Below are 22042 nucleotides of genomic sequence, written 5' to 3' on the forward strand. Positions count from 1 at the left end.
GCGGCGGCAGAGTCCCGTCAGTGCGCGAAACGGTCCGGAATCGAACGGGCGAAGGCTGGTCCGCCGTCCACGAAACTCTCGATCCCTGACATGAATTTCCCCCGTCTATCCCCCGTATGCGGACTGCAGTCCGCTTCAGTACCTTGGCATAGCTTCCGGCCAAGCGGCAAGTACTATCGGTGAGTTGAGCAGCACGCTCCGCTTATCTCACCGCACCGCCCGACAACCGACGCGCGCTGTACACTCGCAACCCCCGCACCCGAAACCTGGACAGAGGACGTGCATGAGCGGCAGGTAGCCGGACTGCCCGATCCGGCATTCGGGCCACCGCCAAGGGAGCGTGCGGACGCCGCGCGCAACCGCAGCCGCATCCTCACCGTCGCCGCGGAACTCTTCGCCGAGCACGGCGTGGACGGTGTCTCGCTGGATGTCATCGCCGCCCGCGCCCAGGTCGGCAAGGGCACCCTGTATCGGCGGTTCGGCAGCAAGGCGGGGCTGGCGGCGGCACTTCTGGACGAGCAGGACAAGGAGTTGCAGCGGCGCATCCTCTTCGGGCCTCCCCCACTGGGCCCCGGCACCGACGCGGCCACACGGATCACGGCGTTCTTCGACGCCTATCTCGCGCTGCTGGACGCGAACCTGGAACTCGTCCGCCTCTCGGAGACGGCCGCGCCCGGGGTCCGCTACCAGGTCGGCTCCTACCGCGTCTGGCAGCGCCATCTGGCCGTCCTGCTCGCCGCGGCCCGCCCCGGCGCTGATGCCGAGGTGACGGCCCATCTGCTGCTGGCCACCCTCGACGCGGACCTGCATCACGCGCTGCGCCGCTCGGACTTCGGTCTGGACCTGATCCGGTCGGCGCTGCGCGGCCTGATACAGAAGGTGCTGGAGGGATGACACACCGAGGCGGCCCGCACCGGATGCCGGGCCGCCGCGGTGCAGCTCAGGCCTCCCGGACCGCCTCGATCTCCAGCGAGAGTTCGATCTCCTTGGACACCAGGATGCCGCCGGTCTCGAGGGCCATGTTCCAGGTCAGCCCCCAGTCCTCACGGTCGATCTTCCCGTGGGCGGAGAACACCGCGCGGTCGTTGCCCCACGGGTCCCGGGCGTGGCCCAGGTAGTCCACGGCGAGCGACACCGGGCGGGTCACACCCTTGATCGTCAGATCGCCGTCCATCTTCCCGCTCGTGCCGTCCCAGGCCACCGAGGTCGACTCGAAGGTGGCTTTCGGATGCTTCTCCACGTCGAAGAAGTCCCCGGAGCGCAGGTGGTCGTCGCGCGTCCGGTCACCGCTGTCGACGCTGGCCATGTCGATCACGGCGGTCACCCTGCTGTCCTCGGGCCGATCGCCGATCCGCACGGTGGCGTCCACCCCGGTGAACCGTCCGCGCACCTTCGTCAGCATGAAGTGGCGTCCCACGAAGCCGACTTCGGCATGCCCGGGGTCAACCTTCCAGGCGCCGGCGGCCGGCAGTTCGACACCGTCGACCACGCGGGTCGGCGTCGTTGTGTCGTCGGTCATCGTCGTCCCCTCCTCCCTCTTTCCCCGCACGTCCGGCGGAGTACTCGGTCGCGCTCAGCCGGACTCAGCCGTGTTCAGCCGGTCTCCCCCGGACTCAGTCGGACTCCGTCGGAAGCCCGGCGCCGGTCCAGTCCTCCTTGCCGGCCTCGTACGTGTAGACCCGCTCGTAGCCCAGCTCGGCCAGCCGGTTGGCGGCGATCCCGGAGTTGGGGCAGGTCACGCCCGTGCAGTAGACGATGACCTCGGTCTGCTTGTCGGGCACCAGCTCGGGCGCGAGGGCGTCGACCTCGTCCAGCGGCAGGTTGCGGGCGCCCGGCAGGTGGGCCTCCTTGTAGTACGACTCCGGCAGGGCTTCCAGGACCGTCACCTTGCCGGCGTCGATCTTCTGCTTGACCTCGTCACGGGTCAGGTTCTGCACCATGTGGTCACCTCTCCAAGACATATGTTTGCGTGCGTGCGCACACACTCTAACAAGTGTGTGCGCACGCACGCAATTGCCGGTTAGGATGGTCCCGTGGCTGACCGGGACTACCAACTAGAGGCGTGGCGGGCCATGCTGCTCGCCCACAACACCGCCGTGCGCGCCATCGAGAGCGATGTCCAGCGCGACGGCCGCGTCCCCCTCACCTGGTATGACGTCCTGCTCGAACTCAGGGCGGCCGGCGAGGAAGGGCTGCGCATGCAGGATGTCGCCAACCGCGTCGTCCTCAGCCGCACCCGGGTCAGCCGCCTCGTTGACGAGATGGTGCGCGCCGGGCTGGTGCGCAAGGTGCCCGATCCGCACGACCGCCGGGTCTCCTGGGCCGCGATCAGCGAGGACGGCCTCGCCGCCTTGCGCGAGACCGCGCCGGTGTACCTGCGCAGCATCCGGCGCCACTTCTCGGCGTACCTCAGCGACGAGGACGCTCAGGTCATCGCCGAGGCGTTGTACAAGGTCGCGCAGCGGGACAGTGACGTGGGCTGGGGCTGACCGGCGCCCCTTCTTGGCTCTTCTTTGCTCAGCGCGGAGTTCTCCGAGACCGGTTCATGGGAGCACCGAGCGCACAATGGAAGCCATCGAAGGCTCTGCCGCGAGGTGGTGGTGCAGATGCAGACTCGCTTCCGGAGCGACCCGCGGCTGACCGCGCGCATGGGGGTCACGCTGTTCCTGCTCGGGCTGCTGTACGTGGCGTTCGTCGCCGCACTGATCGTGCTGCTGAAGTCCTGGGTGCTGGTCGTCGCGATCGCGGCGGCGCTGCTCGCCGCCCAGTACTGGTTCTCCGACCGGATCGCCCTGTTCGCGATGCGCGGGCGGGTGGTGGAGCGGGAGGAGTATCCCGAGCTGCACGCGGTGGTCGACCGGCTGTGCGCGATCGCGGACATGCCCAAGCCGGTGGTCGCCGTGTCCGATATGGACATGCCCAACGCGTTCGCGACCGGGCGGAACCCCGACAACGCCGTGGTCTGTGTGACCACCGGGCTGCTGCGGCGCCTGGAGCCCGCGGAGCTGGAGGGCGTGCTCGCGCACGAGATGTCGCACGTGGCGCACAAGGACGTCGCCGTGATCACGATCGCGTCCTTCCTGGGTGTGATCGCGGGGCTGATCGTGCGGTTCGCCTTCTACTCGCAGCTGTTCGGCGGGGGCCGGCGGGACCAGAACACGGCCGTCGTCCTCGTGGCCGTGATGGGGGTCTCCGCGGCCGTGTACGCGCTCAGCTTCCTGCTGATCCGGGCGCTGTCCCGGTACCGGGAGCTGGCCGCGGACCGCGCGGCGGCGCTGCTCACCGGGCGGCCCTCGGCCCTGGCCTCCGCGCTCACCAAGGTCTCCGGGGACATCGCCCGCATCCCGACGAAGGACCTGCGCACGGCCCAGGCCTTCAACGCCTTCTACTTCACGCCGGCGCTGGGCCGCGAGCCGGGCGTGGCACGGCTCTTCTCCACCCACCCGAGCCTGGAGCAGCGGCTCGACCAGCTGGGCCGGATCTCCGCGGAGCTGGGCGAAGCGGCTGCCCCCGGAAAGGGCTGAGCATGGGGTTGCTGGACATTCTCCTCGGCCGGACGAAGCCGGTCGCACCCGATCTCGACCGGCTCTTCGCGCTGCCGTCGGCAGCCGTGACACTGGAGGCCGCCGCGGGCTTCACCCCGACCGGGCAGGGCGCGGTGTGCTTCGCCACGGTCGAGGGCGCGGCCTTCGAGCAGGCCCACCGCGAGGTGCAGGCGCTGCTGGACGCGGACAGCGACCGCGACGGCCCCCCGGTGGAACTGCGGCAGGACGACTACGGCTACTCCTGGCTGGTCTCGCACCGCGCCCCCGACCAGCTGGCACCGCTCGTGGCGGACCTGCACGCCGTGAACAGCCAGATGGAGGTCAACGGGTTCGGCCCCCAACTGCTGTGCTCCCTGGCCGGGTTCCGGGACCGGTCGGGCCGACGGCTGGGGCTGGTCTACCTCTACAAGCGCGGCACCTTCTACCCGTTCGCACCCCTGCCGGGACAACCCCAGCGGCGTGACAACGCGCTGGAGCTCCAGGTGCGGGCGGCGCTCGCCGAGGACCTGCCGATCGAGCAGGACCTGGGCCGCTGGTTCCCGGTGTGGGGAGCACCGAGTCTGTGACCGCCCGCTGTGTGTATCGCCCCTCATGACGCCCGGCCACGTGAATGAATGGCCGTATGAGCGAGCTGATCCCCTTCACCCATACCGTCGACGGTGAACGACTCAGCGGGCTGTCCGGCGCCGCCGCCCCGGGTGAGCCGGCCAGGGCGACCGCCGTAGTGCTGCACGGCGCGGGCAACGGCAGCAAGGAGCGGCTGGTGCCGTTACTGGCAGAGTTCACCGCCCACGGCTGCCACGCCCTCGCCTTCGACTTCTCCGGGCACGGGGAGAGCACCGGCCTGCTGCGCGAGCTGAGTCTGCGCCGCCGCTTCGAGCAGGCCGTCTCCGTCATCGACGCACGCGCGCGCGTGGACGGGCCGCTGATCCTGGTCGGCTTCAGCATGAGCGGCCAGACGGTGGCCGATCTCGCCCGGCACTACGGGGACCGGGTGGCGGCACTGGGGCTGTGCGCGCCGGCCATGTACGCCGCTCAGGCGTGGGACGTGCCGTTCGGTGCGGGTGACGGGCGGTTCAGTGAGATCATCCGGCGGCCGGGAAGCTGGCGGGGGTCGCCCGCGCTCGACGTCCTGCGGGGGTACGAGGGGCGGGCGGTGCTCGCGGTGCCGGGCACGGACGGGGTCATCCCGCCCGCCGTGACGGAGGCCGTCTCGGAGGCACTGGCCCGGCGCGCCCAGTTCACCCACTGGGAACTTCCCGAGGCGGAGCACCGGTTGGGCCGGTGGTTCCGTGACCACCCCGAAGACCGGCGGGAGTTCGTCACCGCCGTCCTGACCGGGCTCGGCGAGCGGGGCTGGACGGCGACCCGCGCGTGGGTGGCCAAGCAGCTCCCGGAAGGCCGGAAGGTCGACAAGTCCACCTTCCTCACGGGCGGTTGGAGCGCCCAGATGCGGCAGCTCACCCTCGACGACGGCACCGCACTCGCCCTGCGCACCTTCGTGAAGCCCTTCTTCCGGCGGCACGCTCCCGGGCTGCTGGCCCGCGAGGCGGACGTGCTCACGCTGCTGGCCGGGCAGGAGGGCGTACCGGCGCCCGAGCTGACCGGCGTGGACGCGACCGCCGAGCACTGCGACCACCCGTGTCTGCTGATGTCCGTGCTGCCGGGCCGGGTCCGGGTGGACGAGGAGGACGACCTGGACCCGCGGGTGGACCTGCTGGCAGCCCAACTGGCCCGGATCCACCGGGTCGTCCCCGGGGAGCGCCCGCGGTCGTACCAGGCGTGGACGTCCCCCGAGCGGGTGCTCGCGCCCGAGGGCGGTGTGTGGGGACGAGCGGTGGACGTGATCCGCCGCGACCCGCCGCCGTACGAGGGCTGCTTCCTGCACCGCGACTTCCACCCGGGGAACGTGCTGTTCACCGGCTCGGGGAGCGGCCTGCGGATCAGCGGTGTCGTCGACTGGGTGGAGACCTCGTGGGGTCCCGCCGACCTGGACGTCGCGCACTGCTCGACGGCCCTCGCGCTGCTGCACGGCCCGCAGTACGGCCTCGGTTTCCGGGAGCGCTACGAGGCCCAGGGCGGCCGCCGGCTCGCCGACGGCCCGGACCACCTGTACTGGCGGCTGCTCGACGCCCTGGCCTACGTCCCCGACGCGGCGAAGCTGGCGGGCCCGTGGCGGGAGCTGGGCCGCACCGATCTGACGCCCCAGGTGCTGGGCGGGCGGCTGGAGGCGTATGTGGCGGGCCTGCTGGAGCGGTACGCCTGAGGGACGGTGGCAGGTGCGGTGGCGGCCCTGGCGATGACGGCCGATTGTCAGTGGCGTTCGCGATGATGCAGTCGGGCCGGAGGGACGTGACGAACGGAGGCCGGTATGGGCAGCAGGGCGCAGCGGTACATCGGGGTGGCGCAGCGGCGGGCCCGGCTCGCGCTGCGGCAGCGGCTGGCCGGGCCGGCGCGGGCGGCGACCCCCGAGGAGGTCGCCGGTTCGCTCGTCGCCCTGCACGGCACGGACCCGGCGACGGTGTACCTGGCCGTGGGCGCGCGGCTCGCGGACCCCGCGAAGACGGTGGCGGAGACCGGGCGCGCGCTGTACGACGAATGTTCCCTGGTGCGGATGCACGGCATGCGGCACACGGTGTTCGTGTTCCCCACGGCCCTGACCGCCGTCGTGCACGCATCGACCGGCCTGGCGGTCGCCGCGCGGGAGAGGGCCGCGCTGCTCAAGAACATGGCGGCGGCCGGGGCGCCGGACGCGGCCTGGCTGAAGGAGGTCGAGGAGTCGGCGCTGGCGGCGCTCGCCCGGCGCGGGCAGGCCACGGCCGCCGAACTCGCCCAGGACGAGCCGCGGCTGCGGGAGCAGTTCGTGTACGCGGCCGGCAAGGGCTACGAGGGCCTGCACACGGTCTCGACCCGGCTGCTGAGGGTGCTGGGCGTCGAGGGGAAGGTCGTACGCGGCCGGCCGCTCGGCTCCTGGACGTCCAGCCAGTTCCGCTGGGCCATGGCGCCCGAGCACCCCGAACCGGACCCGGCGCAGGCGCAGGCGGAGCTGCTGAGACTGTGGCTCACCGCGTGCGGTCCGGCGACCGAGGCCGATCTGAAGTGGTGGACGGGATGGCGGGTGACGGAGGTCCGCCGGGCGCTGTCCGCGATCGGAGCGGAGCCGGTGTCGCTGGACGAGGGCACGGGATACGTGACCGACGGCGATGTCGACGAAGTGGCCGCGCCCGGCGAGCCCTGGGCCGCCCTGCTGCCCGCCCTCGACCCGACGGCGATGGGGTGGCAGCAGCGCGACTGGTATCTCGCGCCGGAGCTGCGGCCCCGGCTGTTCGACCGCAGCGGGAACGTCGGGCCGACGGTGTGGTGGAACGGACGCGTGGTCGGCGGGTGGGCCCAGCGGCCCGGCGGGGAGATCGTCTGGCGGATCCTCGACGAGGAGGGGGCGGGCCGGGAGGCGCTCGCGGCGATCGAGCAGGAAGCGGAGCGGCTGAGGGGGTGGGTGGGGACGACCAGGATCACGCCTCGCTTCCGGACGCCGCTGGAGAAGGAGCTGGCGGCGTAGCCAGGAGAGGCACCGGGTCTCCGCGGCGTCAGGCCCGTACGTACACCCCCGCCCGCGCCGCGGTCGCCGCCGCCTCCGCCGCCCGGTCGGCCATCGTCTCGTCGAGGCGGCCGCCGCTGATGAGCAGGTGGTAGTAGAGCGGGGCGGAAACGGCACGGACCACCTCGTGCGTGTCGGTGCCTTCGGGTACCTCGCCCCGATCGACGGCCTGGCGGACGCAGGGGGCCCACTCCCTGACGCGGATGTCGTAAAAGCGATGCAGTGCCGCGGCCGTCTTCGGGTCGCCGGTGGCGGCGGCGATCAGCGCCTTGAACAGCGGCCCCTGCCGAGCGTCGGTCAAGGTCCGCTGCACGAGCCGGGCGTTGGCCATCAGGTCGCCGAGCAGTGAACCGGTCTCGGTGCGCGGCGCGGACTGCTCGGCCATGTCCGCCAGCAGGTCCGCGACCAGCCCTGTCACCGTCCCCCAGCGGCGGTAGACGGTCGTCTTGCCGACCCCGGCACGGCGAGCGATGTCGGCCAGGTCCAGGCCGGTGAAACCCTGCTCGGTCAAGGCGTCCTCGGCCGCCCGCAGCACCGCTTCCCTGACCCGCGCCGTGCGACCCCCGGGCCGCACGGTTCCCGGCTCGTCCCCATCAGCCATAACGGTACCCCTGTTCCATTAACCCCTTCGCCCTGCTACCTTAGCGGCATTAACGGAACTCCAGGCCCATTAAGAGCTGGGTCACTCCGAGAGGGGACCGAGATGGAATACAGGCGACTGGGCGCGTCCGGACTCATGGTTCCGGCGCTGAGCTTCGGAGCCGGGACCTTCGGCGGCCGGGGTCCGCTCTTCGGCGCGTGGGGTACCACCGACGCGCGGGAGGCGCGCCGACTGGTGGACATCTGCCTGGACGCGGGGATCACGATGTTCGACACCGCCGACGTCTACTCCGCCGGCGCGTCCGAGGAGGTGCTCGGGGAGGCGATCAAGGGCCGCCGGGACCAGGTGATCGTCTCCACCAAGACGAGCCTGCCGATGGGCGACGGACCGGGCGACGCGGGCTCCTCCCGGTCCCGGCTGATCCGCGCCTGCGAGGACGCCCTGCGCAGGCTGGGCACGGACCACCTCGACCTCTTCCAGCTGCACGCCTTCGACGCCGGGACACCGGTGGAGGAGGTGCTGGAGACGCTCGACTCGCTGGTGCGGGCGGGCAAGGTGCGTTACACCGGCGTCTCCAACTTCTCCGGCTGGCAGGTGATGAAGTCCCTCGCGGCAGCGGAGCGGCACGGCCACCCGCGCCATGCGGCCCACCAGGTGTACTACTCCCTCATCGGCCGCGACTACGAGTGGGAGCTGATGCCGCTCGCCCTCGACCAGGGCCTCGGCGCCATCGTCTGGAGCCCACTCGGCTGGGGCCGCCTCACCGGCAGGATCCGCCGCGGCACACCACTCCCGCCCGGCAGCCGGCTGCACCGCACCGCCGACTACGGCCCGCCCGTCGCCGATGAGCACCTCTACGGCGTGATCGACGCGCTGGACGAGATCGCGGAGGAGACGGGCAAGGCGGTACCGCAGATCGCCCTCAACTGGCTGTTGCAGCGGCCGACGGTGTCCTCCGTCCTCATCGGCGCCCGTGACGAACGGCAGTTGCGCCAGAACCTCGGCGCCGTCGGCTGGAGCCTCTCCCTCGAGCAGATGGCGAAGCTCGACGCGGCGAGCCACCGCCCGGCGCCGTACCCCTACTTCCCCTACGAGCGGCAGGAGGGCTTCGCCCGCCTGAACCCGCCGGTGTTCGCGGCACCGGACCGGGCGGCATGACGAAGCGCCGGGCGCCCCGCGGAACAGGGCACCCGGCGCTCGGGGTCGGGCCGGATCAGCGCGAGTACCGCATGAACGCCCTCACCATGTGGCACGTGGTGTCCGACGGCGGGTGGACGCCGATCAGTTCCGCCGTGTCGCGGATCGTCTCGTTGCGGGCCTGGTTCGGCATGTAGACGCCGGAGTCGAGCAGGGCGATGGCGAGGCGCATCGCCTTGAGGCGACGGTTGTGCGAGACGTACCACTCGCGCGGGCGGCCCGGGGGCAGCGGCCGCTTCTCCACAGGCACGTACGGCAGGTCGAGCAGGACGGGGCGCTTCGCGGTGGACTGGGTGGGCAGCGGCTTCGGCTTGAGTGCGGCAGCGGGCACAGGCATCCTCCTGTCGCGGTCAGGGCGGCTCACCGGAGTCCTCGGCGATCCCGGCGCCACCCTCGAACACTGCTTCTATTCTACTGCCCACCACTGACAAAAGGCCCTGGCCACAAGGGCTTTCGGGGGTGGGGTGACACAAGTGGAGAACGGGTTTCGAGTCACGCTTCCCGGCGTCACGGGGGCGTACCGTGGGCCCATGGAGATCTGGATCAACCCGGCCTGTTCCAAGTGCCGCAGTGCCGTGCAGCTGCTCGACGCCGAGGGCGCCGACTACACCGTCCGCCGCTACCTGGAGGACGTGCCGAGCGAGGACGAGATCCGGGACGTGCTGGACCGGCTCGGACTGGAGCCCTGGGACATCACCCGCACCCAGGAGGCCGCCGCCAAGGAACTCGGCGTCAAGGAATGGGCCAGGGACGCGAGTTCGCGGGAGCGGTGGATCAAGGCCCTGGCCGAGCATCCCAAGCTGATCCAGCGGCCGATCATCACCGCGGACGACGGCACGGCGGTGGTCGCGCGCACGGACGAGGCCGTGCGGGACGCCCTCTCCCGTTAGAGACCCTGCAGATCTCCGTTAGAGATCCCTGGAGATCTCCTTCTTGTGTGACGCGCGTTACTTGAGTGACTCCTGTAACCGCTGAGTAACTTCGTTCGGCATCTCGTACATAGCGGCGTACGCTCCCCTACCTCTTCAGGAGGCGCGCATGTCGCGCAGGAGAACTCTCGGAACGAAGAAGAAGGTCGCGCTGCTGGTGAGCGCGGCGACCGTGGCGGGAGGCGGGGCCTTCGTCATGGCGAGCACGTCGAACGCCGCGCAGACCCCCAAGTCGGCGGCGGAGTCGACGGTGTGCCAGGGACTCGCCACCGCCCTCGGCAACAACCAGAAGTTCATCGCGGACCAGCGGTCCACCCCGGACGCGCAGTCCGAGGCGCGGATCGCCAACCGCGAGGCGGTCGTCGCGGAGATCCAGCGGAAGCAGGAGGCGTCGGGGTGCGTGGTCGGGGAGTCGGCTCAGGACTCCCGGACCACGCAGCCGTCGCAGCCCGCGCAGGGCGGCCAGCAGGCCGGCGGCGCCCAGCCCTCGCAGCCCGCCCAGTCCGCTCCCGCGGAGAACCCCGGCGGGGGCGCCGCGGACTCCGGGCAGCAGGTGTGCAACGGCTCCACCGTCACGCTCTCCGGCGAGGACGGTGCGCCCGCCGCGTCCAGCAACCAGTTCCCGGCCGGCACGAAGCTGAAGGTCACCAACCTGGACAACGACAAGTCCACGACGGTGGAGGTCACTTCGGTCTCCGGCAGCTGTGTGCTGCTCAACAACGCGGCATTCGAACAGGTCCGTGAGCCCGGCAAGTTCCTGATCCGCCGGGCCGTGATCGAGAAGGTGGGGTGACGCCGGACCAACCAGGACCAGTGAGTCACTGAGGCGGCGGCCCACCCGTCGGCCGCCTCCTCGTACGTGTCAACGGTCCTGCTGCTCCCGGCCAGGAGCAGCAGGACCCGACCAGCCCTTCCCTCGGGACCAAACACCCTCACAGCGTGAGGTACGGCACAGCGACACCAGGTAACACGGGGTTCACATTCGAGCAATGGCCGGGAAATCGCCTGTTGACAGGCTGCCGGGCATTGACGGCGGCGCCCCAGTGCCGCAGCGCCGCAAGCACCCGCGATACGCGCCCAGACACACCCCCGAAGGATGTGGCCCGTGACCTTCAAGGCTGAGTACATCTGGATCGACGGCACCGAGCCGACGGCCAAGCTGCGTTCCAAGACCAAGATCATCTCGGGCTCTCCCGCCGGTCTGGACGCGCTGCCGATCTGGGGCTTCGACGGGTCCTCCACCAACCAGGCCGAGGGCCACGCCTCGGACTGCGTCCTCAAGCCGGTCTTCACCTGCCCGGACCCGATCCGCGGCGGTGACGACGTACTGGTCCTGTGCGAGGTCCTGAACATCGACCTCACCCCGCACGCCACGAACACCCGTGCCGCGCTGGCCGAGGTCGAGGAGAAGTTCGCGGCGCAGGAGCCGATCTTCGGCATCGAGCAGGAGTACACCTTCTTCAAGGACGGCTACCCGCTCGGCTTCCCCAAGGGCGGCTTCCCGGCCCCGCAGGGCGGCTACTACTGCGGTGTCGGCGCCGACGAGATCTTCGGCCGTGACGTCGTCGAGGCGCACCTGGACAACTGCCTGAAGGCGGGACTGGGCATCTCCGGCATCAACGCCGAGGTCATGCCCGGCCAGTGGGAGTTCCAGGTCGGCCCGCTCGCCCCGCTGGAGGTCTCGGACCAGCTGTGGGTGGCCCGCTGGCTGCTCTACCGCACCGCCGAGGACTTCGACATCGCCGCGACGCTGGACCCGAAGCCGGTGAAGGGCGACTGGAACGGCGCCGGTGCGCACACCAACTTCTCCACCAAGGCGATGCGCGAGTCCTACGACGCGATCATCACCGCGGCCGAGTCGCTCGGTGAGGGCTCCAAGCCCCTCGACCACGTCAAGAACTACGGCGCCGGCATCGACGACCGCCTGACCGGTCTGCACGAGACCGCCCCGTGGAACGAGTACTCCTACGGCGTCTCCAACCGCGGCGCCTCGGTCCGTATCCCGTGGCAGGTCGAGAAGGACGGCAAGGGCTACATCGAGGACCGCCGTCCGAACGCCAACGTCGACCCGTACGTCGTGACCCGCCTGCTCGTCGACACCTGCTGCTCGGCGCTGGAGAAGGCCGGCCAGGTCTGACCGACGCCGTATCGCTCCGGAGGGGGCGCGCACCGTTCGCGGTGGGCGCCCCCTCGCGTTGTCAGTGGGCCATGTCATCGTGGGGGCATGAAGATCGACGGGGGCCTCGCCGTCAAGGTGAGGACGGAGAGCGGGCAGACGTACGCGCGGATCCCGGCGCGGCGACTGCGCGAGCTGGTGGAGCGGATCGGCGGGGACGACGACCACTACCTCGTGGTGCAGCGGATACCGGACCGGCCGCTGGTCTTCATCCAGACGGCACGCGACGCGGACGGGGCGTACGACCTCCAGCACCGCACGGGCCGCGTTCCCCACATGTGGGTGGCCCAGGTGACCGACCCGGGCCTCGTCGCCGAGGTGATGGTGCGCTGGGCGCGGCAGGAGGACGGCTGGGAGGCCGGAGTCGCCTGGGAGCGCGAGGAGTTCGGATTGCCCGAGGAGGCTCCCGCCCTCGCGGCCGAGGTCGCGGCGCGGGCCGAGGAGTACGTCCGCGAGATGCTCCAGGACGGGTATCTGGGCATCGAGGCGATGATCCGCGAGACGGTGTACCTGATGGAGGACGGCGAGGGCGCATCTCCCGTTTCCCAGGCGCAGGCCCGTGAGATCGTCGAGCGGCTGTGGCTGGACCGGCTCGACGAGCAGGAGACGTGGGCGGGGCCGACCGATCCGGACCGGCTGGAGCAGGCCTTCGCGGCCCTGGAGGACGACGGCATCGTCGCCCGGGAGGACTTCACCTGCTGCCGTGGCTGCGGCATGTCGGAGATCGGCGCGGAGGCGGACGGCAAGCAGGGGGCGCGGGGTTTCGTCTTCTTCCACCGCCAGGGCACGCGCGGCGCGGCTCAGGGGCACGGCCTGTCGCTCTACTACGGCGGGTTCGACGGCTCCGAGGAGACCACCGAGGCCGTCGGACACGAGGTCGTGGCGGCGCTGACCGCGGCCGGGCTGTCCGCGCAGTGGGGCGGCGACCCGGGCAAGGCGATCGACGTCGCGCCCCTGGAGTGGCGCAAGCGCCTGGTGGGATGAGGTGCCGGAGGGGTCGTACGCCCGCCCGGCGGATGTCCAAGCTGTGAGAGGAGGGTCCCGGCACCGGGTCCCGGTCTGCTTCAATGGCCCCATGGCCCGCTTCCAGAAGCACATCGCGACGGGTCGCCATGACCTCGAGCCCTTCTGGCCGTCCCGTCAGGACCACGATTTCGACCGGGTGTGTTGCCGCGCGACGAACGCGCCGGCCCTCTAAAGCCGTACACCCGGCCTTCGGCCAGCGCGAACCGCGTACGTCCCTCGGCGAGCCCGACCACGAATCGCGGCCGTCGACCTCTCCGACGAACTCCTCGCGCGAAAGAGCTGACCTCTCATGGCGACCACTCGTTCCCTGTCTCCCGCCGCCCCCTTCAACGCCCCGTCGGCCACCGGGCCCCGTCATCGGCTGCGTGCCGTCGACCGGGACGAGGTGGTCACGGTCGCGGATCTGCTGCCTCCGGGTGCCACCTGGCTCCCGGCGCCCCAGCACACCCTGCCCACGCTGCCGGGGCAGCCACCGATGGTCGGCTATCTGGTCCTCGTCCCGGCCGACCAGCAGCCGCCGTTCCCGGCGGCGGTGCCGGACCGGCCCGAGGCCGCCCGCCCGGCAGGCACCGAAGGCCCCGCAGACCTCGAAGCCCCCGAGCCGGGCGGCGAGCCGCTGATCCGCGTCGACACCGTGCAGCGCACCGCCGAGGTGGCCGGGCGGCCCCTCGACCTCACGTACCTGGAGTTCGAGCTGCTGGCCCACCTGGTGGCGCACCCGGGCCGGGTGCACACCCGCGACCAGCTGGTCGGCACGGTGTGGGGCTACGGGCACGTGGGCGACGGCCGTACGGTCGACGTCCACATCGCCCGCCTGCGCCGCAAGCTGGGCGCCGAGCACCGCGACACGATCCGCACGGTGCGGCGGGTCGGCTACAAGTACGTGCCCCCGGTGCCCCGGTGAGGCACTGAGCCGCCGGCGCCCGCCCGTCTGCTGACGGCAGATCCCCGTTCCGTCCCGCCGCCCCGGCGGGCAGAGTCATCGTCATGAGACTTCTGATGCTGGGTGGTACGGAGTTCGTGGGCCGGGCCGTCGTGGAGGCGGCCCTGGGGCGAGGCTGGGATGTGACCGTCTTCCACCGGGGGCGGCACGAGGCGCCGCAGGGTGTGCGGTCGCTGCTCGGCGACCGCACCGCGCCCGGCGGTCTCGCCGCCCTCGCCGAGGACCCGGGCGAGTGGGACGTCGTCGTCGACACCTGGTCGGCGGCGCCCCGCGTGGTGCGGGACGCGGCGCGGCTGCTGCGGGGCCGCGTCCGCCGGTACGTGTACGTGTCGAGCCGCTCGGTGTACGACTGGCCCCGGACCGCCGAGCACGGCGAGGACGCACCTCTGGTGGAGGGCGCCTCGGCCGACGCGGAGCAGACCGCGTACGCGCAGGACAAGCTCGGTGGTGAACTGGCCGTGCTGGACGCCTTCGGCGAGGACCGGTCGGTGCTCGTACGGGCCGGGCTGATCCTCGGCCCGTACGAGAACATCGGCCGGCTGCCCTGGTGGCTGGCCCGCACGGCGCGCGGCGGCCCGATGCTGGCCCCCGGCCCGCGCGACCTGCCCCTCCAGTACGTGGACGTCCGTGACCTGGCCCAGTGGGTCCTGCACGCGGCGGAGCGGGAGCTGAGTGGGCCGTACAACCTGGTCAGTCCGCCGGGGCACACCACGATGGGCGAGCTGCTGGACACCTGCGCACGGGTCACCGGCGGCGCGGCCGAACTCCGGTGGACCGAGCCGGAGGTGATCCTCCAGGCGGGCATCCAGCCGTGGACCGAGCTGCCGGTGTGGGTGCCGCCGGGCAGTGACCTGCACGACGCCCTGCACAGCGGGGACGTCTCACGGGCGGTCGCGGCGGGGCTGAGCTGCCGGCCCGTCGAGGAGACCGTGGCCGACACCTGGCGGTGGCTCCAAGACGTCGGCGGCGCTGCGCCACAGCGCCCGGGCCTGCCGAGCCCGGGCCTCGACCCGGAGGTTGAGGCCAAGGTGCTCGCGGCCGCCGGGGGTGTACGTAACACCACCCCCTGACCGGGTGTTCCGGCCCAGTGACCCCGCACCCCCGCTCGGCGAGACTGACGCCATGACCATCGACACGAAGAGCGGCAACGGGCGTACGAAGGGGCGGGGCATCGGGCTCGCCGCGGTGCGGGGGCTGGCATTGGCCCTCGTCAGTCTGCCGGGGGCGGTGCTGTGCTTATGCCTGTCCCTCGTCTCCCTCGCGCTCATCCCGATCGGGGTCGGGCTCGTCACGACGCCGTACGTGCTCACGGGGGTGCGGGCGTTCGCGAACTGGCGGCGGGTGCTCGCCGCGGAGTGGGGCGGGGTGCGGATACCGCCGGCGTACCGGCCGCTGCCGAGGGGCGCCAACCCGTGGACGCGCACCTTCGGGATGCTGCGCGACCCGGCGACCTGGCGGGACCTGAGGTGGTTGCCGGTCGACATGACGGCGGGGTTCGTCACCGCGCTGCTGCCGGCCGTGCTGCTCTTCTACCCGTTGGAGGGCATCGCGATCGCGGCCTGGATGTGGCGGCTCCTCGACGGGGACGGCGGTTACTGGTACGGGTTCGTGCGGGTCCACGACCAGAGCTCCGCGCTCGGCGCCGGAGTCCTGGCCCTCGTCCTGCTCTTCTTCGCCCACTTCCTCACCCCGCGCCTGCTGGACGCCCACTTCCGGCTCACCCGCGCCGTCCTCGGCTCGAACCAGGGGGAACTGGCCGAGCGCGTACGGGTCCTGACCGAGACCCGACGGGACGCCGTCGACACCTCCGCCGCCGAACTGCGGCGCATCGAACGGGACCTGCACGACGGTGCCCAGGCCCGGCTGGTGGCGGTCGGCATGGACCTGGGCGCCATCGAGGCGCTCCTCGACAAGGACCCGGCCAAGGCCAAGGAGCTGATCGCGCAGGCCCGCAGGTCCTCGGTCGAGGCGCTGTCCGAGCTGCGCGAGCTGGTGCGCGGCATCCATCCGCCGGTCCTGGCCGAGCGCGGGCTGGGCGACGCCGTACGGGCGCTGGCGCTGCGGCTGCCGGTGGTCACCGAGGTGAACGTGGACCTGCCCGGGCGGGCGGAGGCGCCCGTGGAGTCGGCCGCGTACTTCGCCCTGAGCGAGGTGCTCACCAACGCCGTGAAGCACTCCGGCGCCGACCGGATCTGGGTCGACCTGCACCACGCGGACGGCCATCTGCGGGCGACCGTCACCGACAACGGCAAGGGAGGTGCGGTGATCGGGGCCGGTTCCGGGCTGGCCGGGGTGGAGCGGCGACTGGGTACATTCGACGGCGTCCTGGCCGTCGGCAGCCCCGCGGGCGGTCCCACCATGGTCACCATGGAGATCCCTTGCGCGTTGTCCTAGCCGAAGACCTCTTCCTGCTGCGCGACGGACTCGTCCGGCTGCTCCAGGCGCACGACTTCGAGATCGCGGCGGCCGTCGAGTCCGGTCCCGAACTGGCCGCCGCGCTGGCCGAGCTGGAACCGGACGTCGCCGTGGTCGACGTACGCCTGCCGCCCACCCACACCGACGAGGGGCTGCAGTGCGCGCTTCAGGCCCGCAGGAAGCGGCCCGGGCTGCCGGTGCTGGTGCTCTCCCAGCACGTGGAGCAGCTGTACGCGCGTGAGCTGCTCGCCGACGGCAGCGGCGGCGTCGGATACCTGCTGAAGGACCGGGTGTTCGACGCCGAGCAGTTCGTGGACGCGGTGCGGCGGGTCGCCGCCGGTGGGACGGCGATGGATCCGCAGGTCATCCAGCAGCTGCTGGCGCGGCAGGCGGGCGACGGCCGGCCGCTGGCCCGGCTGACGCCCCGGGAGCGGGAGGTGCTGGAGCTGATGACGCAGGGCCGGTCCAACGCGGCGATCGCGGGCAGGCTGGTCGTGACGGAACGGGCGATCGCCAAGCACACCGCGAACATCTTCGCCAAACTGGGCCTTGAGGTCTCGGACGACGACAACCGGCGCGTGCTGGCCGTTCTCGCGTATCTCGACCACGGCCGGTGAAAACGGACCTGCTTATTCACACACCGTCGAGGATCAACAACTCCCGGTGTGCAAGGGGCCGTTGAGAACACAGCTCCCTCACGAATCTCGCATCGATTTCCGAGACATCTGAACACCCCTGGGACGGCCTCCGTATGGATGGGAGCCGCTTCACTCCTGTCGGGCGCCTCGATGCCCCCGAAAAAGGAAGTCAGAGGAGTTCCATGGGACGCAACACAAGAAAACGCCGGACGCCGATGGCCACCAAGGCCATAGCCGCATCGGCGGCCCTAGCGCTCGGTGGGGGCGGGCTGATCTGGGCAAACTTCTATGCCTCGGCGCATGAGGAGAACTCGGCGAACCAGACGAAGTCCGCGGGCGCACAGGTCGCCACGATCCAGTGCCCGGACGTCGGCCAGCAGCTGACCGACGTGCCGGACGGTGCGCGCCAGGGGGTGGACAAGGAGCTGGCGAACCTCGACAAGCAGATCAGCGAGGCCTACTCCCGGCTCGCCTCCACGCGCCAGGCCCAGGCCGGTGACCCGGGCTTCGTCAACAACGCCATCCTCGGCCCGCTGAAGTCGAAGCGGGTCGCGGCCATCGACCGGATCGGCATCAACATCCGGCGGGTGGGCGGGCAAGCCCCGGGCAACCTCGCCGAGATGGCCGAGTGCAAGGGCATGGCCGCCGACGCGAACACCAACGACGGCAACGCCGGGGGCGGTCAGAACAACGACGGCCAGAACCAGGACGGCCAGGACCAGAACCAGGACGGCGGTCAGGACCAGGGCGGTGACAACGGCCAGGACCAGGGCCAGGGCGGCAACGGCGGTCAGGCCGACAACGGCCCCGCGGCCGACGACTTCGTCAACATCGAGGACGTCCAGCCCAACTCCCGCAACCTGCCGAACGGTCTGGCCGCGAACGGGGACTCCGGTTCGACCGGCAGTTTCACCACGAACTGCGGCACCAACGAGAACGAGAACCGCAACTCGGACAACGTGATCGTGGCGCCCGGTGTCAGCAACGGTGCGCAGCACCAGCACGACTACGTCGGCAACCAGGACAACGACGCCTTCACCAGCGACCAGGAGTTCCTCCAGGCCGACACCAGCTGCCAGAACCAGGGCGACAAGTCGACCTACTACTGGCCGGTGATCCGCGTCCAGGACGGTCAGAACGAAGTCGACGCGAACGCCCCCGGTGGCGGTCAGGACGGCAACGTCGGCACGATCCAGCAGGTCTCCCAGGCCGAGCTGAAGTTCGTCGGCAACAAGACGAGCGACGTTGTCGCGATGCCGACGGCCCTGCGCATCATCACCGGTGACGCCAAGGCCTTCACGAACGGCCTCAAGAACGCCAACACCTCCTGGAGCTGCACCGGCTTCGAGGACCGGCAGGTGACGGACAAGTACCCGATCTGCCCCGAGGGCAGCTCCGTGGTGCGGACGTCCAACTTCCAGAGCTGCTGGGACGGCCAGAACATCGACAGCGCCAACCACCGCGACCACGTGGCCTTCGTCCAGGAGGACGGCAGCTGTCCCCAGGGGTTCCAGGCGATCCCCCAGCTGCAGGCCAAGCTGGTCTACGACATCCCGGCCCCGCAGATCGAGAACGGGCAGGTGCAGAACGCTTACGCGCTCGACGGCTTCCCGGAGCAGCTGCACAAGCCGATCACGGACCACAACGACTTCATCAACTTCTTCGACGAGAACGTGATGAACCAGATGGTCCAGTGCATCAACAACGGCGAGGACTGCCAGTAGTCCTCACCCGGTAAGAACAGCAGAAAGCCGGCGGTGGGATTTTCCCACCGCCGGCTTTCGCTTGCCGTTTCCGCCCGCGCGGTCAGCCGTGATGGCTGCTGCCGCCGTCGTGGCCGCCCTTGTTGTGGCTGCCGCCGGGGTTCATGTGCTCGGAGCCCTCCTCCATGGTCCCGCCGAGGGTGCCCTGGAGCGCCGTGACCGTCTTCTCCTGGCCGACGGCGACCCACTTGCGGCCGACGAGGTAGTAACCGCCGTAGTCCTTGGCGCTGTTCAGCCATTCGCGCTGGCCGCGGTCGGTGGCGAAGGTCGCGAGGACGTACTTCTCCTTGCCCTTCTTGCAGAGGGCCTGGCGGATCTCGTCGGCGTCGGTCTGCATGTTCGGCTTGCACTTGGCCTCTGCCGCGATGTGCTCCAGGCTACCGGTCACCTCCTCCGGCACGGCCGCCTCGTCCTTGCCGCCGGATCCGCAGCCGGCCAGCGCCAGTATCGCCACCGCGCCGCTCAGCGCGAGCATCGGTCGGGTCACCCTCATCTGTTCCTCCGGTCCTTGTCACGGCACGGTCCGGACGCATGCCGCACGGAGCCCCGGCAAGAGGCTCTCGCCTTCGATACGGCTGTGGCGGGCGCAGCGCTCAAATTCGGGTGCCGGCGTAGGCACGTCCGTGCGAATGTGTCCCCGTGAACCAGGACTGGGAAGATCGCGTGGCCGCCTTGTGGGACCGGTTCGACGACTACGCCGAAACCGAGGAGGACGAGGCCCGCTTCCGCGCCGACGTCGACGCCCTCGTCGCCGAGCTGCCGGAGGGCAGCCCGCTCGGGCCGTTCGAGCAGGCCGGTGCCTGGGACTCCACGGGCCACTCGGACAAGGCCGTCCCGCTCTACCGGGAGGCGCTCGACCTCGGCCTCGCCCGCGTCAGCCCCTACAAGGCCCGCCGCACGAAGATCCAGCTGGCCAGTTCACTGCGGAACATCGGGCAGGCGGCGGAGGGCGTCAAGCTGCTCGAAGCGGAACTGGACGCGCCGTCCGACGAGCTGGACGATCCCGTGCGGTTCTTCCTCGCCCTGTGCCTGTCTAGCCTCGGCAGGGACCGGGAGGCGCTGTCCCTCGCCCTGGGCACGCTGGCGCCTCATATGGCCCGTTACCAACGCTCGGCGGCGTACTACGCCCAGGCGCTCGTGGAGCCCGGGGAGCAGCCGGGAGCCTGACCCCCGTGGTCAGGTGACCATCCCCCGATTCGCTCGTTCTGCTGAACGTGCAGCCACAGGATGTCGCCCAGCGCCCCGCGTCCCCCTCCCCCGCCGGTCCGGTCGTCGATGTCGAGCGGGCCGAGGCCGCGCTCGTCGAGCACTATCCGCGGCTCGTGCGGCTCGCCTATCTGGTGCTGCCGCCGGGCCTGGGCCGCAGCAGGCGCGTTCTGACCGCGCACGCCCTCACCCAGCGCGCACTCCCCCGCAACCGCACCCCGGCGCCGATGATCCCGGCCCAGTCGACCGGCCGTGACGGCGACCCGGGCTACACGCTGGTCCGTCTCCAGGTGCTGCGTACGGCGCTGGAGGCGGGGCTGCCGCTGAAGCGCACGGCATGGCCGAAGCGGTCCCAGCTGCCGCCGGCGCTGCCGCAGGTGTGGGGGCTGAAGCTGTTCCCGCGCTCCGGCGGCGCCGACGAACTCGCCCTGGACCAGCGGCTGTCCACCCTGTCAGGACCGGCCCGGGCCGCGTACGCGCTGCGCGGTCTGGAGCGGCTGACGGACGACGGCGTGCGCGAGGTGCTCACGGCCGCGGGTGTCGCCGACGCGGACGGTGCGCTGCTGGAGGCCGACGGGGTCCCCGCGCAGTACGGGCTGCTCGATTCCCCCGAGTTCGACCCCTGCTCGCTCCAGGCCCGGCCCACCGACCTGATGCGGCGCCGTCAGCACCTGAAGGCCGCGCTGGCCGCCGGAGCGGCCCTGCTGGTGTGCGGGGCGCTGCTGGGGCTGCCCGGCGAGGGCTGGGGGCCCGACGGCGCCGCCGCGCCGCCGTACGCGCGCAACCCGGCCGCCCAGGCCGCCCTGGACCCGGCGAAGCTGACCAGGGTCCCTCCCACGGCGTGGCGCGGCTCGGCGCGCACCGACTTCTCGGCGTGGCCGGCCCGCGGCGATCTCACCGGCGACTCGGCCCTGCTGCGTCGCGCCCTGGCCGTCTGGGCCCGCCCGGGCGAGACGGTCCGGGTGTCCGCGACGCCCGGCACCGCCTCCGGCGGCCCGGCCGGACCGCCCCAGCTGCTGTACGCGGGGACGGTCGACGCGGCGCGCGTGGTGCTCCTCCACGACGGTCTGCGCATCGTCCGGTACGCCGAGCCGAAGGAGGGCACGCAGGGCGCCGCCCTCGACTTCGCCCGGGTCGACGGCGCGGGCCGGGCCGAGGCGGGGGCGGTGGTCCTGGGCCGGGCCGACGGCAACGTCCGTTATCTGACCGCCCCTTGGGTGAGGAAGGCGGGCGAGCGGGATCTGACGAGGCCGGGCTCCGGCGCGATGGACCTGGCCCTCACCGACGGTGTGACCGCGCCGCTGGCCAGCCCGGTCCTGCGGGCCGGCGCGTGCACGTCGTGGAACGTGCTGCAACTGACCGACGGCACGAGAACGCGGCTGCTGACAGACCTCGGAGAAATGGTCCCGGCCCGGCTCACCGCCGGACGGCCCGGGTCCCCGGGCGAGGCGTCCGGCGCCGAGGCGCTGCGCACCTGGGGGCCGTTCGCCTGCTCGCTGGGCACGGTTCGCTCCGCGGGCGTGCGGAGCGTCAACGCCTGGGCGTTCAACGAGCAGCCGCTGCCGGACGCGAGCGGTGCGGCCGCGTGGGTGTGCACCCGGGCCGAGACCTGGCGGGGCGGCGGGGCGCGGGTGCTGGCCCAGTTCCACACGCCGGGCGGGACGTACGGGGCGGTTGCGGCGAAGGCCGAGAACGTCCCGGCGTGCGGGGCGCGCGAGCCGCACGTGCTGGCCGGAGTGCTGTGGAAGTCGGAGATGGGCGACTGGTATCTGCTGGCCGCCGGCAGCCGGGAGACCGCGTCGATCCGGGCGACGGGCGGGGTCGGCGGGTCGTCGCAGACCAGTTTGCTGACCGTGCCGGCCGAGCAGGGGGCGCGGGCCGAGCTGAAGGGGACGCTGCGGGACGGGCGTTCGATCGGCGGGCTGCGCTGAGCGGCGGCTGAGGCGCCCCCGCCCGGCGCCCCTGGGTGACCATCCCCGATCGATCCTCGACCGATCCCGGACCG

Annotated in this window: 23 protein-coding genes; 18 read left to right on the forward strand and 5 right to left on the reverse strand. The window is 71.6% G+C overall.

What is annotated here, in order from left to right:
- Positions 1–279 precede the first annotated feature (279 nt).
- Positions 280–894, forward strand: coding sequence for a TetR/AcrR family transcriptional regulator (locus tag PV963_RS12760; RefSeq protein WP_274815768.1), 615 nt, complete (start codon positions 280–282; stop codon positions 892–894).
- Positions 895–940: 46 nt separating this feature from the next.
- On the opposite strand, the gene PV963_RS12765 is transcribed toward PV963_RS12760, so the two are convergent.
- Together PV963_RS12765 and PV963_RS12770 are read right to left on the reverse strand one after the other, a co-directional pair.
- Positions 941–1519: a YceI family protein gene (locus PV963_RS12765; protein WP_274815769.1), complete on the reverse strand. Its 579-nt coding sequence runs from the start codon at positions 1517–1519 to the stop codon at positions 941–943.
- 94 nt (positions 1520–1613) lie between these two features.
- Positions 1614–1940 (reverse strand): rhodanese-like domain-containing protein, encoded by a 327-nt coding sequence (locus tag PV963_RS12770; RefSeq protein ID WP_274815770.1) that lies wholly within the window; start codon positions 1938–1940, stop codon positions 1614–1616.
- Positions 1941–2033: 93 nt separating this feature from the next.
- Here PV963_RS12770 and PV963_RS12775 point away from each other — a divergent pair, with 93 nt between their 5' ends.
- The 5 genes from PV963_RS12775 (at position 2034) to PV963_RS12795 (ending at position 7104) form a co-directional block, all read left to right on the forward strand.
- Complete coding sequence (locus PV963_RS12775) at positions 2034–2489, forward strand: MarR family winged helix-turn-helix transcriptional regulator (protein WP_274815772.1); 456 nt, start codon at positions 2034–2036, stop codon at positions 2487–2489.
- Positions 2490–2606: 117 nt separating this feature from the next.
- Complete coding sequence (gene htpX, locus PV963_RS12780; protein WP_274815773.1) at positions 2607–3524, forward strand: zinc metalloprotease HtpX; 918 nt, start codon at positions 2607–2609, stop codon at positions 3522–3524.
- A gap of 2 nt (positions 3525–3526) precedes the next feature.
- Positions 3527–4111 carry a PspA-associated protein PspAB gene (gene pspAB / locus PV963_RS12785; protein ID WP_274815774.1) on the forward strand — a complete coding sequence of 195 codons (585 nt, stop codon included), beginning with the start codon at positions 3527–3529 and terminating at the stop codon, positions 4109–4111.
- Positions 4112–4167: 56 nt separating this feature from the next.
- Entirely contained in the window at positions 4168–5811 is a 1644-nt protein-coding gene (locus PV963_RS12790) for an alpha/beta fold hydrolase (RefSeq protein WP_274815775.1), read from the forward strand.
- Positions 5812–5916: 105 nt separating this feature from the next.
- Positions 5917–7104 (forward strand): winged helix DNA-binding domain-containing protein, encoded by a 1188-nt coding sequence (locus tag PV963_RS12795; protein WP_274815776.1) that lies wholly within the window; start codon positions 5917–5919, stop codon positions 7102–7104.
- A 28-nt stretch (positions 7105–7132) separates the two neighbouring features.
- On the opposite strand, the gene PV963_RS12800 is transcribed toward PV963_RS12795, so the two are convergent.
- Complete coding sequence (locus tag PV963_RS12800) at positions 7133–7744, reverse strand: TetR/AcrR family transcriptional regulator (RefSeq protein ID WP_274815777.1); 612 nt, start codon at positions 7742–7744, stop codon at positions 7133–7135.
- A 102-nt stretch (positions 7745–7846) separates the two neighbouring features.
- On the opposite strand from PV963_RS12800, the gene PV963_RS12805 reads away from it, so the two are divergent.
- Positions 7847–8902, forward strand: a complete 1056-nt coding sequence (locus tag PV963_RS12805) for an aldo/keto reductase (RefSeq protein ID WP_274815778.1) — start codon at positions 7847–7849, stop codon at positions 8900–8902.
- A gap of 55 nt (positions 8903–8957) precedes the next feature.
- Here PV963_RS12805 and PV963_RS12810 read toward each other — a convergent pair whose 3' ends face one another.
- Positions 8958–9272 (reverse strand): hypothetical protein, encoded by a 315-nt coding sequence (locus PV963_RS12810; protein ID WP_274815779.1) that lies wholly within the window; start codon positions 9270–9272, stop codon positions 8958–8960.
- A gap of 199 nt (positions 9273–9471) precedes the next feature.
- Here PV963_RS12810 and PV963_RS12815 point away from each other — a divergent pair, with 199 nt between their 5' ends.
- The 9 genes from PV963_RS12815 to PV963_RS12855 all read left to right on the forward strand — a co-directional run bounded on the left by PV963_RS12815 (position 9472) and on the right by PV963_RS12855 (position 18792).
- Positions 9472–9831 carry an arsenate reductase family protein gene (locus PV963_RS12815; RefSeq protein WP_274815780.1) on the forward strand — a complete coding sequence of 120 codons (360 nt, stop codon included), beginning with the start codon at positions 9472–9474 and terminating at the stop codon, positions 9829–9831.
- 148 nt (positions 9832–9979) lie between these two features.
- Positions 9980–10663 (forward strand): hypothetical protein, encoded by a 684-nt coding sequence (locus PV963_RS12820; RefSeq protein ID WP_274815782.1) that lies wholly within the window; start codon positions 9980–9982, stop codon positions 10661–10663.
- Between the two features lie 312 nt (positions 10664–10975).
- Positions 10976–12007, forward strand: a complete 1032-nt coding sequence (gene glnII / locus PV963_RS12825) for a glutamine synthetase (protein ID WP_274815783.1) — start codon at positions 10976–10978, stop codon at positions 12005–12007.
- Between the two features lie 87 nt (positions 12008–12094).
- Positions 12095–13030 carry a DUF6891 domain-containing protein gene (locus PV963_RS12830; RefSeq protein ID WP_274815784.1) on the forward strand — a complete coding sequence of 312 codons (936 nt, stop codon included), beginning with the start codon at positions 12095–12097 and terminating at the stop codon, positions 13028–13030.
- Between the two features lie 331 nt (positions 13031–13361).
- A complete protein-coding gene (locus PV963_RS12835; RefSeq protein WP_274815785.1) occupies positions 13362–13976 on the forward strand; it encodes a winged helix-turn-helix domain-containing protein in 615 nt (204 codons plus the stop codon).
- Between the two features lie 83 nt (positions 13977–14059).
- Positions 14060–15085 (forward strand): SDR family oxidoreductase, encoded by a 1026-nt coding sequence (locus tag PV963_RS12840; RefSeq protein ID WP_274815786.1) that lies wholly within the window; start codon positions 14060–14062, stop codon positions 15083–15085.
- A gap of 52 nt (positions 15086–15137) precedes the next feature.
- Positions 15138–16409 carry a sensor histidine kinase gene (locus PV963_RS12845; protein ID WP_274815787.1) on the forward strand — a complete coding sequence of 424 codons (1272 nt, stop codon included), beginning with the start codon at positions 15138–15140 and terminating at the stop codon, positions 16407–16409.
- On the forward strand, positions 16394–17047 hold the full coding sequence (locus PV963_RS12850) for a LuxR C-terminal-related transcriptional regulator (protein WP_274815788.1): 654 nt from the start codon (positions 16394–16396) through the stop codon (positions 17045–17047). Before PV963_RS12845 ends, PV963_RS12850 begins: the two co-directional genes overlap by 16 nt.
- Positions 17048–17250: 203 nt before the next feature.
- On the forward strand, positions 17251–18792 hold the full coding sequence (locus PV963_RS12855; protein WP_274815789.1) for a DUF1996 domain-containing protein: 1542 nt from the start codon (positions 17251–17253) through the stop codon (positions 18790–18792).
- Between the two features lie 82 nt (positions 18793–18874).
- Here PV963_RS12855 and PV963_RS12860 read toward each other — a convergent pair whose 3' ends face one another.
- Entirely contained in the window at positions 18875–19324 is a 450-nt protein-coding gene (locus PV963_RS12860) for a hypothetical protein (RefSeq protein ID WP_274815790.1), read from the reverse strand.
- A gap of 146 nt (positions 19325–19470) precedes the next feature.
- Here PV963_RS12860 and PV963_RS12865 point away from each other — a divergent pair, with 146 nt between their 5' ends.
- Together PV963_RS12865 and PV963_RS12870 are read left to right on the forward strand one after the other, a co-directional pair.
- Positions 19471–19998 (forward strand): tetratricopeptide repeat protein, encoded by a 528-nt coding sequence (locus tag PV963_RS12865; protein WP_274815792.1) that lies wholly within the window; start codon positions 19471–19473, stop codon positions 19996–19998.
- 47 nt (positions 19999–20045) lie between these two features.
- Entirely contained in the window at positions 20046–21968 is a 1923-nt protein-coding gene (locus PV963_RS12870) for a hypothetical protein (RefSeq protein ID WP_274815793.1), read from the forward strand.
- Positions 21969–22042: the final 74 nt, after the last annotated feature.

Origin of the sequence: Streptomyces coeruleorubidus, from assembly GCF_028885415.1 — a bacterium.
GTDB lineage: Bacteria > Actinomycetota > Actinomycetes > Streptomycetales > Streptomycetaceae > Streptomyces > Streptomyces coeruleorubidus_A.

What these genes read in the sequence shown, in the direction of transcription:
- PV963_RS12805 (WP_274815778.1), top strand. Translation starts at nt 7,847, where the DNA reads ATGGAATACAGGCGACTGGGCGCGTCCGGACTCATGGTTCCGGCGCTG.
- PV963_RS12815 (WP_274815780.1), top strand. Translation starts at nt 9,472, where the DNA reads ATGGAGATCTGGATCAACCCGGCCTGTTCCAAGTGCCGCAGTGCCGTG.
- PV963_RS12845 (WP_274815787.1), top strand. Translation starts at nt 15,138, where the DNA reads ATGACCATCGACACGAAGAGCGGCAACGGGCGTACGAAGGGGCGGGGC.
- PV963_RS12820 (WP_274815782.1), top strand. Translation starts at nt 9,980, where the DNA reads ATGTCGCGCAGGAGAACTCTCGGAACGAAGAAGAAGGTCGCGCTGCTG.
- pspAB (WP_274815774.1), top strand. Translation starts at nt 3,527, where the DNA reads ATGGGGTTGCTGGACATTCTCCTCGGCCGGACGAAGCCGGTCGCACCC.
- PV963_RS12790 (WP_274815775.1), top strand. Translation starts at nt 4,168, where the DNA reads ATGAGCGAGCTGATCCCCTTCACCCATACCGTCGACGGTGAACGACTC.
- PV963_RS12830 (WP_274815784.1), top strand. Translation starts at nt 12,095, where the DNA reads ATGAAGATCGACGGGGGCCTCGCCGTCAAGGTGAGGACGGAGAGCGGG.
- PV963_RS12765 (WP_274815769.1), bottom strand. Translation starts at nt 1,519, where the DNA reads ATGACCGACGACACAACGACGCCGACCCGCGTGGTCGACGGTGTCGAA.
- PV963_RS12770 (WP_274815770.1), bottom strand. Translation starts at nt 1,940, where the DNA reads ATGGTGCAGAACCTGACCCGTGACGAGGTCAAGCAGAAGATCGACGCC.
- PV963_RS12835 (WP_274815785.1), top strand. Translation starts at nt 13,362, where the DNA reads ATGGCGACCACTCGTTCCCTGTCTCCCGCCGCCCCCTTCAACGCCCCG.
- PV963_RS12800 (WP_274815777.1), bottom strand. Translation starts at nt 7,744, where the DNA reads ATGGCTGATGGGGACGAGCCGGGAACCGTGCGGCCCGGGGGTCGCACG.
- htpX (WP_274815773.1), top strand. Translation starts at nt 2,607, where the DNA reads ATGCAGACTCGCTTCCGGAGCGACCCGCGGCTGACCGCGCGCATGGGG.
- PV963_RS12795 (WP_274815776.1), top strand. Translation starts at nt 5,917, where the DNA reads ATGGGCAGCAGGGCGCAGCGGTACATCGGGGTGGCGCAGCGGCGGGCC.
- PV963_RS12840 (WP_274815786.1), top strand. Translation starts at nt 14,060, where the DNA reads ATGAGACTTCTGATGCTGGGTGGTACGGAGTTCGTGGGCCGGGCCGTC.
- PV963_RS12860 (WP_274815790.1), bottom strand. Translation starts at nt 19,324, where the DNA reads ATGAGGGTGACCCGACCGATGCTCGCGCTGAGCGGCGCGGTGGCGATA.
- PV963_RS12855 (WP_274815789.1), top strand. Translation starts at nt 17,251, where the DNA reads ATGGGACGCAACACAAGAAAACGCCGGACGCCGATGGCCACCAAGGCC.